The sequence below is a fragment of the Gillisia sp. Hel_I_29 genome (assembly GCF_000744275.1).
In the GTDB taxonomy this organism is placed as follows: Bacteria; Bacteroidota; Bacteroidia; order Flavobacteriales; family Flavobacteriaceae; genus Gillisia.
Map to the genome: position 1 here is coordinate 723,410 of NZ_JQLP01000001.1, position 13,484 is coordinate 736,893.

Annotated in this window: 13 protein-coding genes; 10 read left to right on the forward strand and 3 right to left on the reverse strand. The window is 34.4% G+C overall.

From position 1 onward, the window contains the following. Positions 1-27: 27 nt before the first annotated feature. The 8 genes from P163_RS03250 (at position 28) to P163_RS03285 (ending at position 6,022) form a co-directional block, all read left to right on the forward strand. Positions 28-1,335, forward strand: coding sequence for a GIY-YIG nuclease family protein (locus P163_RS03250; protein ID WP_081891277.1), 1,308 nt, complete (start codon positions 28-30; stop codon positions 1,333-1,335). A 203-nt stretch (positions 1,336-1,538) separates the two neighbouring features. Continuing rightward, positions 1,539-1,841, forward strand: a complete 303-nt coding sequence (locus tag P163_RS03255) for a DUF983 domain-containing protein (protein WP_231556145.1) — start codon at positions 1,539-1,541, stop codon at positions 1,839-1,841. A 127-nt stretch (positions 1,842-1,968) separates the two neighbouring features. Then, positions 1,969-2,343: a rhodanese-like domain-containing protein gene (locus tag P163_RS03260; protein ID WP_081891285.1), complete on the forward strand. Its 375-nt coding sequence runs from the start codon at positions 1,969-1,971 to the stop codon at positions 2,341-2,343. 45 nt (positions 2,344-2,388) lie between these two features. After that, positions 2,389-2,847: a c-type cytochrome gene (locus P163_RS03265; RefSeq protein WP_051931074.1), complete on the forward strand. Its 459-nt coding sequence runs from the start codon at positions 2,389-2,391 to the stop codon at positions 2,845-2,847. A gap of 8 nt (positions 2,848-2,855) precedes the next feature. Then, positions 2,856-3,554 carry an aspartate/glutamate racemase family protein gene (locus tag P163_RS03270; RefSeq protein WP_034887551.1) on the forward strand — a complete coding sequence of 233 codons (699 nt, stop codon included), beginning with the start codon at positions 2,856-2,858 and terminating at the stop codon, positions 3,552-3,554. A gap of 171 nt (positions 3,555-3,725) precedes the next feature. After that, entirely contained in the window at positions 3,726-5,033 is a 1,308-nt protein-coding gene (locus P163_RS03275; RefSeq protein ID WP_034887553.1) for an FAD/NAD(P)-binding oxidoreductase, read from the forward strand. Positions 5,034-5,104: 71 nt separating this feature from the next. After that, the gene (locus P163_RS03280) at positions 5,105-5,308 is read left to right on the forward strand and encodes a DUF2892 domain-containing protein (RefSeq protein WP_034887556.1); all 204 of its coding nucleotides are present in this window, start codon (positions 5,105-5,107) and stop codon (positions 5,306-5,308) included. A 108-nt stretch (positions 5,309-5,416) separates the two neighbouring features. Then, positions 5,417-6,022, forward strand: a complete 606-nt coding sequence (locus P163_RS03285; RefSeq protein ID WP_034887558.1) for a class I SAM-dependent methyltransferase — start codon at positions 5,417-5,419, stop codon at positions 6,020-6,022. A gap of 60 nt (positions 6,023-6,082) precedes the next feature. Here the strand turns inward: P163_RS03285 and P163_RS03290 are convergent, their stop codons facing one another. Continuing rightward, entirely contained in the window at positions 6,083-8,188 is a 2,106-nt protein-coding gene (locus P163_RS03290; RefSeq protein ID WP_051931075.1) for a TonB-dependent receptor domain-containing protein, read from the reverse strand. Between the two features lie 82 nt (positions 8,189-8,270). Continuing rightward, entirely contained in the window at positions 8,271-8,639 is a 369-nt protein-coding gene (locus P163_RS03295) for a hypothetical protein (protein WP_034887560.1), read from the reverse strand. Between the two features lie 233 nt (positions 8,640-8,872). Here P163_RS03295 and P163_RS03300 point away from each other — a divergent pair, with 233 nt between their 5' ends. After that, positions 8,873-10,267 carry a cytochrome ubiquinol oxidase subunit I gene (locus P163_RS03300; protein WP_034887562.1) on the forward strand — a complete coding sequence of 465 codons (1,395 nt, stop codon included), beginning with the start codon at positions 8,873-8,875 and terminating at the stop codon, positions 10,265-10,267. 4 nt (positions 10,268-10,271) lie between these two features. Then, complete coding sequence (gene cydB / locus P163_RS03305) at positions 10,272-11,309, forward strand: cytochrome d ubiquinol oxidase subunit II (RefSeq protein WP_034887564.1); 1,038 nt, start codon at positions 10,272-10,274, stop codon at positions 11,307-11,309. Positions 11,310-11,433: 124 nt separating this feature from the next. Here cydB and P163_RS03310 read toward each other — a convergent pair whose 3' ends face one another. Further along, positions 11,434-13,242, reverse strand: coding sequence for an FAD/NAD(P)-binding protein (locus P163_RS03310; RefSeq protein ID WP_034887566.1), 1,809 nt, complete (start codon positions 13,240-13,242; stop codon positions 11,434-11,436). Positions 13,243-13,484: the final 242 nt, after the last annotated feature.

Genomic DNA, 13,484 nt, shown 5'->3' on the forward strand with positions numbered 1-13,484 from the left:
TGCGGAATATTTCCTATTTTTGACCCGATGATATTTATCTATATTCAATATATAAGGCTGGGTGTAAAGACAAAAGTTCCTTTTAGAGTGGTTCTTTATTCTGATGATCTGCATCACGATTTTAAAGTTTTTAATATAAGACCGGAGGTTTCTATTCCTAAGAAAGTGTATGCTCTAAATGCAATTGATAGACTGGAAGTATTAGCTAGTGATCCTTTTTGCAATGCTGCCGATGAGTTGATTGATCTTTTTAGAGATCAGCAACTAGTTTTTAGTGAAAAAGAACAGTTCAATTTACTAAAATCTCAGTTTAGGAATATTGGTTACAATTTTAATTTGAAGCCCACTATCTTATGGTTTTCAGATAAAAAAGGGAATAGCACACTAGAGCAACTCACCGATTTGATCTCTAAACGATATCAGCTAAAATCTTTAGAATTTGCTAAAGCTATTGTAGCGGAAATGGCTAATTATAAAGATCAAAAAGGGCAGCAATTAGAAGTTTATAAAGAGGTGCATCTAGATCGTAAAGCTCATGATCTTTCAAAATATAATAATGCTGCCGGAGTCTACTTTTTTCTGAATGCAGCGGAGGAGGTGATCTATGTAGGGAAGACCAAAAATATAAGAAAACGCCTGCAAAGTCATTTTTCGAATACTGCCAAACAAACCAATATAGATTATTCTCATGTACACGATATAGATGTGATCTATACTGGTAATGATACGATTGCGCAATTGGTAGAGACCGAAAACATCAAAAATCTACAACCTCTTTACAACTCGCAGCAGATCACAGATCCCGATCCTTTTATTATTACATTAAGCACTACCGCCAAAGGAATCTCGAAGATCAAGATAACCCGTAAAGAATTTGATGACAGTTTACCCGAAAAATATTTCAATCGAAATTCTGTAATAGAATCTCTAAAAGATTTCTGTATTGATAATAATTTATGCAGAAAGCATTGTTCGCTCGAAACGGTGAAAGGGCCTTGTAGCAATGTTACAAAAAGAGGGATTCCCTGTGTTTGTTCTGGTGGAGAATCTATAGAAGATTATAACAGAAGATTTCAGATCGCTTTTGATGAATTCCGAAGAAAAACCACTAAAAAGATCTATAGACTAAAAGGTAGAAATAGTTCTGAAGATGCCTTTATCTATGAGCATAACGGAATTTATGAAGGCTATGGTTATATTGAAAAAGCTATGGACATTTCAAATTATAATGATATTTTAGGGCATCTGGTTAAACAAAAGAATAATTACGATACTACCAGAATTGTAAGTTCTATTACAAAAAAGATCAATGATCGAGATGTTTTAGAATTGTAGGGTTCATAAATATTTAAATTCAGAACTCAGGGACTTTCAAAATTTATGTAACATTAGTTACTTGTATTTATTTTCTTAAGTTTTACTTTGTAAAAAATTAATTTGTCATGAAAAGATCCATATTATATAGCATTTTATTTCTCAAATGTCCCCGTTGTAGACAAGGTGAGTTTTTAGAAGCAAATCCTTATAAAATTTCTAATATGAATAAGGTGAAAGAGCATTGTCCAAAATGCGATCTAAAATATTCTATGGAGCCGGCATTTTATACTGGTGCCATGTATGTTTCCTATGCGGTGGGTGTGGCAGTTGCAGTAGCAGTTTATGTGTTGTCTTTAATTTTTAGACTCGACTTTGGTCCTACAGAAATTCTGGTAAGTATTATTATTGCCTTAGTTATTACCATGCCCTACATTGGAGCGGTTTCAAAATCTATATGGGCGCACTTCTTCTTTAAGTACAATGCGGAAATAGCTGAAAAGGTTAGCAAAAGTGCTAGTGCCTAAATAATATCAATTCCTTATAATTTTTAAAAAAGTGGCGAAATAACGTCGCTTTTTTTATTGAGGGTAACAAAAGTTGCATGACAAGATCATTATGATGATTAAATTTACCAATAGAGATATATTACAGATGAAAAAGATACTATTGATTATGGCGTTTTTAAGCACATTATTTGGTGCAAAAGCTCAGGAATTAACTAATATAAACATCCTAACTGTTTCAGAATTTAACCAGCAAACATTGAATAATGATGTTCAGTTAATAGATGTTAGAACTGAGAAGGAATTTAATGAAGGTGCAATTGAAGGTGCACGTAATATGGACTTTCTTCAACAAGAAAGTTTTATCAAGCAAATTGAAAAATTGGACAAAAATAGGCCGGTATATCTTTATTGTCGTTCCGGGAATCGTAGTCATCAGGCAGCAGAGCAATTAAAGAATATGGGTTTCGATACTGTATATGATCTAGAAGGAGGTTACTCGCTGTGGTCTGCAAAGAAGTAGCTTTAAAGAACGTATAGTTCTCATTTTCACTATAAAATCCTAACCATGAAGTTTATCGCGATCTTTATAATGATATTACTGTTGTCTACGGGTTGCAAGCAAAAATCTGATGCAGCGTATACTTCTGAAATCATTCCCTCCAATACTACAGCTTTAAATGGAAAACTTTTGATGGAACAGAAATGCTATGTATGTCATAGTCCATCTAAATCCATGCAAGATAGATTAGCCCCACCAATGATCGCGGTTAAGAAGCATTATATAACCGAGGGTATCACTAACAAAGAATTTGCTTTAGAGCTATGGAAGTGGGTGGAAAATCCATCCAAAGAAAACTCTAAAATGAAAGGTGCTATAAACAGATTTGGGATCATGCCTAAACAGTCTTTTAAAAAGGAAGAGATAACTGCCATCGCTTATTATTTATATGGTAATGAAATAGAACAACCCGAATGGATCGAGGAGCATATGGGTAAAATGAGAGGGAGAAAAAGAATGAATTAATTAACAATATGAAATTATTAGGGCTCATAGGTGGAACTTCTTATCATTCTACAATTGTATATTATAGAATGATTAATGAAATGGTTGGCAAAGTGATAGGTTCTCAAGCAAATCCGCCGCTGTTATTATATAGTTTGAACATTGAATTAATGCGGGCTCAAGATATTGATAAAATCAATCTCGAATATTTAAATATAGCTAAGAAGCTAGAATCTGCGGGAGCAAAAGCTATTGTTATATGTGCTAATACTCCTCATATGGCTTATGATTTTGTTCAGCCTAAGATCAGTATTCCAATTCTCCATATTGCAGATGCTATAGGAATAGAAGCAGAAAGATTAGGCCTTAAAACTTTGGGCTTGCTAGGAAATAAACCTACCATGACAAAAGGATTTATTTCCTCTATATTAAAGAAGAGATATAATATAGAAACGATCATCCCAGAACCTATCAGAATACAAGAAGCTCACAATTTTGTTTCCAATGAGTTAACACAAGGAATCTTTTCTGAAACTGCTAAAGGCTTTTTTACAAATCAAATGAAATTGCTTAAAAAGCGTGGTGCAGAAGGAATAATTTTAGGATGTACAGAATTACCTATCTTATTTGAAAATACTCATTTTAAGTTGCCTCTTTTAGCCACTACAGATCTTCATGCACAAATGGCTACAGATTTTATTTTAGGCTCCTATGAGCCTAATTTATAGAGGTCTAAGATTTTGAATTAATTGTATTTGTAGTTACAATAGTAGCTATGATATAGCCATAAATAACTACACTTTTCATATGATGAATTTGCTGAATTATAACTAGTGTAACATAAGTTACATTGTAAACTATAGTTATAACCTATATTTAAATAATAAAATCTAAACATTATGTCAAATCATTATCAAATTCTGATTATTGGTGGAGGTACTGCTGGAATTATGACTGCTGCACAACTTTTAAAGCAGAAAATATCTTCCAGTATAGCTGTAATTGAACCTGCCTCCACACATTATTATCAACCTGCCTGGACCTTAGTAGGTGCTGGCACTTATGATTATGATAAGACAGGAAGACCAATGGCTAAAGTTATCCCTAAAGGAGCGAAGTGGATCAAGGATAAGGCTACAGCTTTTGAAGCCGATAAAAATACAGTGGTAACAGCACAAAACGGTTCTATTACTTATGATTTTTTGGTGGTGGCTCCAGGTCTTGCCTATGATTTTAGTTTAGTACCAGGGCTAGGCGAAGCAATGGATAAAGGTGTAGTTTGTAGCAATTATACAGACCCAAAACATACTTGGGATGTTGTAAAGAATTTTAAGGGTGGTACAGCCTTGTTTACACAGCCTGCAACTCCCATTAAATGTGGAGGTGCACCACAAAAGATAATGTACTTGGCAGAAAGCTATTTCAAAAAGAGCGGAGTTCGTTCTAAAACAGATGTTGTTTTTGCTACCGCAGGAACTGTGATCTTTGGAGTAAAAGAGATAGCAGAAACTCTTATGAAAGTAGTTGATAGGAAAGATATTAACCTACGTTTTAATCATAAGCTTGTAGAAGTAGATTCGCAAAATCAAATTGCCTGGTATGAGCTTACCAAAGCTGTAAAAATTGGTGGATGTGTTGTAATGTCTAATGATGACGATGAAAATTCTTTAGATGAAACTTTTGAGTACAATTACAAGGATGTGAAAGTAACAGTTAAAGATGGTAGATATGGAATTCATTATGATATGCTCCATACTGCGCCTCCTTCTGTAGCGCCTAAATTTGTACAAGAATCTAATCTAGTTAATGATGCAGGATGGTTAGATGTAGATCATGAAACCATGCAGCATCTTAAGTATCCAAATATTTTTGGATTAGGCGATGTAGCGGCGCTTCCAACGGCTAAAACCGGGGCGGCTATAAGAAAACAAGTTCCTATTGTTGTAGATAATTTACATTTATTAATAGAATCTAACCATATTGGAACCATGGCTTATAATGGGTACTCTTCATGTCCTTTAGTTACAGATTACGGGAAAATGGTTTTAGCTGAATTTGATTATAAGAATCAATTTCTTCCAGATCCGAAGCTAAAAAATTTATTGATCTTTGATAGTTCTAAAGAGCACTGGCGTTTGTGGATGTTAAAAAAATACGGACTACCTTATCTGTATTGGAATAAGATGTTGAAGGGAGAAGATGTATAACAACCGTTAGAATTGCTCTTGAAACAGTTTAGCTGTCTGAAGACTTTTAGAAAACTTCAAAAACTACTATTATGAAAAAAAATATGGGAATAATAGATCGCATAAGTCGTGTTATTATTGCAGTGATTGTTGGAGTTTTGGTCTGGCAGGGATCTATTGAAAGTCCATGGTCTTATATTGCAATAATTGTTGCGGGAGTATTTCTATTAACGAGCTTAGTAAGCTTTTGCCCTTTATATAAATTGATTAATATAAATACCTGTCCAACAAAATAGAATTTCAGTTCTAATTAATAAGATTAATATACTTCTGATGATTTTTGGTGGTATTCGTATTGAATAATAGGAGTTTTGAAAACACTTTCTTTTTAATACGTAGAAATAATGAATGACCAGGTTACGGATTTTTGGAATGACCGCTATAAGACTTCAAAATATGCTTATGGCATTTTTCCAAATCAATTTTTTAAAGAACAGTTAGAGGGAATTAAACCTTCTACAATTTTACTGCCAGCAGAAGGGGAAGGGCGTAATGCTGTTTATGCAGCATCTTTAGGTTGGGAGGTTACTGCTTTTGATATAAGTTCTAGTGGTAGAGAAAAGGCCATGCAGTTAGCTAAACAAATGGAGGTCTCTATTAATTATGAAATAAGTGATGTACTAGATTTTGAAACTAATGGTTACTATGATGCAATTGGTTTGAGCTATGCACATTTACCTTCTGAAATACGGAAGGAGGCATATCAACATTTGCTGCAATTTTTAAACATTGGTGGCATCGTGATCTTTGAAGCTTTTGCAAAATCGCAATTAGGAAAATCTTCCGGTGGCCCAAAAAATTTAGAAATGTTATTTTCTATAGAGGAGATTAAAGCTGAATTCCCTCAACTTGAATTTAAAATTTTAAAAGAAGAATCTATAGAACTCTCTGAAGGTGATTATCATCAGGGAAAAGCGGAAGTGATTCGTTTTGTAGGAGTGAAAAAATAGAATATATTATAATAATAAAAGTAAAAATTAAGCCCTTCATTTCTGAAGGGCTTAATTTTTTTAAAAGCCATATTTAATGAAAGCAGAGAAATTACGCCCCGGATCATTAATAGGCACTCTTCCAAAATCTGCCTGATTCGCAAAAGAGAAATTCAAATGGTTATTATAAGTAGCATCAAAAACATTTAAAACTGCCAACCCAAGTTGTAAATTTTTAATTGGTTTTAAACCAAATCTTACATCTAAGGTTTCATAACCAGCGGTTTCTTGCTCTCTAAAACTTGAAGAAATTTCATCTTGCTTAGAGACAATCTGGTAATCTAAATTCGCCCAGAATTTGCTTCTTTCAAAACCAACACCCAATCTTATAGTTAATGGAGGCGTTAAGGGTAAGGACTCATCTAGATCTTTGTTTTTAGTATAAACATAAGAAACTGCCGTCTTAAAGCTAAAATATTGAGCGAAATCTATCGCTGCTTCTGCTTCGAAACCAGTCTTGTATGCCTTATCCAGATTAATAAAACGTTTTACCTCCTGTGGTAACGCAGTAGGCATAAATTTTCTATTCAGCGAAGGATCTACAACTGGTACGATGTAATTTTCATAAAGAGAATAATACCCAGAGATGCTATAACTCAACGCTTCAATTCCATTCTCAAAATTCTCTACACCTCGTAAGCCTAGCTCGAATTGATTATTTACTTCTGCCTTTAGAAAAGGGTTACCAAAATACTCAAATGGATCCTGACCCACCGTAAAATGATTGATGTAGCGTTCTATCATATTAGCAGAGCGTACACCACGGCCATACGCAAGTTCTACAGCTGCATTTTCTGAAAGTGCATGTTTCATGGAAACCGTTGCAGAGATATTGTGCTCATCACGTTGCTCTAAGTTTGGATAAAATTCCTGGAAATCTGCTTCAGGATCTCTAATGTCTGATAATACAAGATCATAACGTATTCCTGCCGTGAGCATAGTTTTATCTGATAATGCATATTTGCTTTCAGCAAAAAGTCCAAGGTCATTCACATAAGAATCTTGCCAAATTTTGTCTTGAAACTCTACAGGTTGAGGTAATAGATCTCCCATCATATTGCGTTTTACAAGACGTGTTCTTCCTCCATCTCTAGCAATTAATAAAGCATCCAATCCACCGTAAAGAATCCAATTTTCAGTAGGTTTCATCTTCAATTCAAATTTCCCACCAGCGGTGGAAGCATCTATTGTAGAGAGGGCTTCAGTCATCATAGATGAAGGCCTTCTATTATTAGACATTATGTGATCTACATAAGAATAATACACTTTAGCATTCATCTCCTTTATAAAGCCTGTCAAATTTGAAATTTTATAGTCTAAAGATAAAATTGAACTATTGTCCTCATCGGTATCCATAGGTAAACCCGCATGTAAAACATCACGGCCAAAAGATTGTCTCCAATTTAATTGTAACCGTTGATTCTCCTCTATATTATAACCTAAACGTAATCCATAATCTAGACTTCTAAAAGCTGAAGGTATTTCTGTCCCATCATCGTCCTCATAATTACCAAAATCGCGATATCCTGCATTTACCTTTACATCATAAGTGTCACTAACCTGTTGTAAAACAAGAGAAGAAACTAATGCATTGCCGTTAGTTTCATACCCCGAACTTAGGCTGCCATGAAAACCAGTAGTTAAGGTGTTTGGTTCTTGGGTTACAAGATTAACAATTCCTCCAAAGGTTGCTCCAAAACGTACAGTGTATGGTCCTTTAATTACCTCTATACGTTCTATTTCTTCAGGAATTACGTGTGTTGTGATGGGATCCATTCGGTTAGGACATGCATTCATTACTTTTGTCTCTCCATCAAATTGTATATTTAATTGTTCATATTGCGATGCTCTAAACGATGGATCAATGGCATAGTTACCGCGTTTAATGAGTGAAAAACCATTAAGATCACTAAATAGATCTGCTACATTCTTAGGTTGAACCACTTTTTTAGGCAAATCTATCTTTTGCATACTTAGCACTGGATCTAACAATCCTTTTCCTATAAGAATTACTGTATTCAGTTCTATAGGATCTCGGGTAGAATCTTGTTCTTTTTTATAGGTCTCTTGTGCTTTAAGAGACATGGGTAATAGTGCGCATAGAAGCTCTATTTTAATAAATTTCATTAGATATTATTCAAAATTAATAGCATATTGACTGAGAGCAGGTATTTTTAATACAAGCTCTAGGGTATTTTTTACTATTTAATTAGGAATATCTAGGAGGATGAAATATTGAAATCGTATAGGAATTTGTATCAACCTCATGATAATAAAAATTAGCTTCTTTCAATTTTAGAGGTGAATGTAAGATTTCGAAGATATTAGTGGCTTGATAATATAGTAATTCCTGTCTCTCTATCTTTGGAATGTTACTCTTACTATCGCTGGAAGAATCATCAGAAATTTTAGTAAGAAAACATTTCCCATTACATTCTAGTGCGGGTTTATCTTTGTTCTCACATAACTGCTCTATAAAACTTTCAATATTTAGCTTATACCAGCCATAAGTAATTGTAAGCATCAGGCTATTGCTAAATAGAATAAGAGATACTATGTAAGTAAAAGCAAGCCTCATTCTGCAAAAATATCAATTACATTTAGCTTAAAAGGTGACTATTGTTACCTAGAGTAAAAGATTGATCTGAATTTTCCATCAGCCTTGGGATATAGTTATTGGTGATGTGGCGTTACTTCAAATTACCTTTAATATTTGGTGCTATAATCTTCTTTTTTTTAGTTTGATGTAACTAAAGTGACATAAAAATCTTGAAAATTCTACCTACCTTTATTATTCCAAATAGTACATAAATGGACACTGAAATCCTCGCTCGAATACAATTCGCATTTACCATTTCCTTTCATTATATCTATCCTCCGCTAAGTATTGGTTTAGGTTTAATCATGGTTATCATGGAAAGTCTATGGATTAGAACTAAAAATGAAAAATATCATATTCTTGCTAAATTCTGGACCAAGATTTTCGCCTTAACATTTGGGATAGGAGTAGTTACAGGAATTGTAATGGAATTTGAATTTGGTACCAACTGGGCAACCTATTCTAGATACGTTGGAGATATTTTTGGAAGCGCCCTTGCTGCAGAAGGAATCTTTGCATTTGCCTTAGAAAGTGGTTTTCTGGGAATATTACTTTTTGGTTGGAATCGTGTAAAACCATGGGTTCACCTGGTCTCAACTATAGGAGTATTTCTTGGCTCTATGTTCTCTGCGGTGTGGATAGTAGTAGCAAATAGCTGGCAGCAAACTCCGGCAGGTTATCATATAGTAGGGGAAGGTATGAACGCCCGAGCCGAAATAACAGATTTTTGGGCAATGGTATTTAACCCCTCTAGTGTGGATAGATTAACTCATACATGGTTTGCAGCATTTCTTGCAGGAGCTTTTCTAGTTTTGAGTGTTCATGCTTATTATTTATTAAAAGGAAGATATGTGGAGATTTCAAAAATGGCATTTAAAATTGCCTTAGGAGTCGCAACAGTGTTCTCTTTACTGCAATTGGTTACAGGTCATAGTTCTGCAAATGGAGTTGCAGAAAATCAACCAGCTAAACTCGCAGCATTAGAAGGGCATTATGAGGCAAGCGCGCCCGCAGATATGTATCTCTTTGGATGGGTGGATAATGAGAGTCAAGAAATTACAGGTTTAAAGATTCCCGGAGGACTGTCATTTTTAATAGATCAGGATTTTGATGCTCCGGTTATAGGTTTAAATGCATTTCCTGAAGAAGATAGACCTGGCCAAGTAAATGCGGTCTTTCAGTTTTATCATATAATGATTGCTATAGGAATGTTCTTTATTGCACTCACATTATATGCCTCTTTTTTATGGTGGAGAGGAAAGTTATTTGAAAAAAGGTGGGTCTTGAAGATCTTTGTTTTTTCTGTAATACTTGCTCAGATCGGGAATCAAGTAGGGTGGTTTGCTGCAGAAATGGGAAGGCAACCCTGGGTTGTATATGGCCATCTAAGAACTTCTGAAGCTTTTTCTCAAGCTGTAACAGCAAATCAGATCGTATTTTCATTAATTCTATTCTTATTAGTTTACTCTTTGTTATTGTTCTTATTTCTATACCTCTTAAATAAAAAAATAAAACATGGTCCCTATGATGAAAATGATGATGATATGGGAGAAAGAAAGCTTACCAGAGAAATTACAGATGAAGTTGCTAAATCAATAAACGCTTAGAATTATGGAAACATTTTTAGGAATAGATTATCCAACTCTTTGGTTCTTGGTAGTAGGTGGCTTATTTTCTGGCTATGCAATTTTAGACGGATTTGATTTTGGTGCAGGTGCCTGGCATTTATTTTTTAAAAAGGAACATAGTAGACGCATAGCGCTTAATGCCGTAGGTCCTGTTTGGGATGGGAATGAAGTTTGGTTGGTTATTGGCGGGGGGGCTTTATTTGCCGGTTTTCCAGTTATGTATGGTACTTTCTTCTCGGGTATGTATATTCCATTCATGCTATTTTTAATGTTTATTATATTTAGAGCGATCTCTATAGAATTTAGAAGTAAGGAGGAAATGTTATGGTGGCGCAAAATGTGGGATATTGCTTATAGTGTAAGCAGTATTATGTTGGCTTTTCTTCTTGGAGTAGTTTTAGGTAATGTGTTACAGGGAATTCCGATAGGTCCAGATCAGGAATATGATGGAAGTCCTTTTTTAGGATTTTTAAATCCGTATGCTATAATCACGGGCTTTACTACACTATTCCTGTTTATGTCTCACGGTGCAATTTATCTACTTCTAAAAACCGAAGGAAAACTTTTTGATAAGCTTGAAGGATTGCTAAAAAAAGGAATCATTCTATTTATTGTATTCTTTGTTATAACATCTTTGTACACTCTTATTTATATTCCTCATCTAAGCGACGATTTTAAAGCAAATCCTATCTTATTTATAATTCCCGTTCTTACATTTTTAAGTATTGCAAACATCCCAAGACTAGCGAGTAAGAGAAGATTCAAAATTGCTTTTTTCTTTTCAGCCTTAACTATTTCTTTAATGATGGTGCTGGTAGCAATAGAACTTTATCCCACTCTTTTATATTCTACCATAGACCCTGCTAATAGTATTACAATATATAACGCTGCCTCTTCAGATAAATCCTTGGGAATTAGTCTAACCATGGTTTTAATTGGTACTCCTCTTGTTTTAGGGTATACCTATTTTGTTTACAAGACCTTTGCTGGAAAAGTAAGATTAGATGATCATAGTTATTAATACTCTTAGTTAACCAGTATTTAAAGTGATCTGATCATTCTTAAAATTGAAACTTAATCTGAAGCTCTAATGTTGAAATAGACTTGCAGCACTTTTCACCTTAATTATAAATCAGGTAAGATGATTAAATATCATTTTCGGTGTAAAGACTTGTAATTTTCTCTATCTCAACATTAATTTCAGATCTTTCTGAAATAGCAGATAGCCACACTTCGGTTAGGATCTTACTGGTTGCACTACAAGCTTGCAGTCCATAAGAATAAGGTCTGCATCCGGAAGTATGTGTAAAACTTATATCGAAGATATTGTTATTTGGAGTTCCATCTTCGTCTATCAATCTATAGGCTGCATCTACATCTATACCTCCTGTATAAAGACTGAGTTTATCTTGATCTGTAAAGATCAGTTCTCTATTTACGCTTTCAGGAAGTTCAATACTAGTTTTTACTTTCTCAAACTGTGCTCTCGCTTTTCTCACTTTTCCACCTTTAATAAGTGAGGTAAAGGGAAATTGTTCTAGATCAATATTTTTTTGTCCGGCACAGTTCACAAACATTTTATAGTCTAATGGAATCTTTGTGCCATCTTCTTGTTCAACTTTAATATGAGTGCGGTTCTTATTTACAGCGTCCTCCATTACTTCAACTTTACCTGTAACTAGCTCTATGCAGTCTGCATCATAGAGTGCCAGAAGAATATCTGCAGAAGATAAGGGTAGTGCTGCAATTACATTCATTAAGAATGACATCACTTCATTGCGAATAAATAAGTGATCTTCTGCAGGTAACAATTCAGCATGAAAATTTAAGCAATACATAAGATCATCTAAAGTTTCCTTCCAATAAATAGGCTTGTTGTTCTTGATAGAATTGCGGGCTTCTATTCGTTCTTTTCTCATACCTTCAAAAGAATCTGAATACTCATGCTCTAAAGACATCAGTTCTACAAATTCTTTAAAGTTGATACGTTCCTCTTTCAGCTTGCTTGCCATCTCAAATTTTTGATCTCTTTCAAAGGCTTTAATCAATGCGTTTCTACAAACCTTATCGAAAAAAGTATGTATCCGAAGAAATCCGTCTTTATCTATGAGTGATAGCATCTTTTCTTTCTTTACGTGCCTATATATCTCACGCATGGGAAATTCTTGTTCATATTGCAAATGTGGTAGCCACCCTCCAGAGGAGTGCATGCTTATTTTAAAACCTTTAGCTTCGGAATATAGCTTATAATTAAGCTCCCCGTTAATTTTGCTAAACCTACCGTGTCTGTGAGCTAGAGATGTTACTACATCAAATGCACTTAAAGAGGCTCCAAGAGTTCCTATAGTGAAGTTGTAAAAATTACCCGGAGAAGGCAATAATTTTTGAATAGGCCATGGAGATGAATAATATCCAATATCTAAGTTATCTCCCTCAGACCAATGGTGTCCGGTAGCGATGATTACCTTCTCAAATTCTCTTGTAGTTCCTTTGGAAGTCTTTATAATTACTTGTTCATTTACAGTTTCAATATCTATTACTTCCTCTTCTTTTAATTGATGCACTAGAATCCCACCCTCACAAAGTTTTTTGATAATGTTATTGTATTGGTCCTGAAAGTAAGCCCCTAAAGAGATCCTGCTATATACCTTAGTATCATCTATTGGCAGATTAACGATGTTCCATGATTTTAATAATGCTGTATCCTGCCCTCTCAGCCAATCCCCAAAACTTGTAGGAAGCTCTGGGATCTCTTCAGAAGAGATATTGGCAAGATTATACATGTCTGTTGTTTCAGGGTTATAAGGCATTCCTATTCCCATAAGAGCTCCTTTTTCAAAGATGCTTATCTCATCTATAATAGTATTAAAAATTCTCAGATGTTCCGCAATATGATTAATAAAATAGAGTGCAGTAGCACCAGATCCTATAATAGCGATGTTGTTTTTATTCATGAGCTCTTTGTAATTGGTAATTAAAGATATCTCATTCTAATGTCTGCTTATGAATTGAAGATGATAATATTTAGAAGGGCTATTGCCTGTTGGAAGTATTGTGAAGTCCTTATTTTATTGAATGTTGCAGCTTATATGTCTAATTTTTAGATCTAATAATTGTTAAATATTGATCTCGTCTTTAATTAACGGTAGCTAAAAGATGCTGAAGAGGAAATAAAGCGAAGAATGCTTGGAAAATT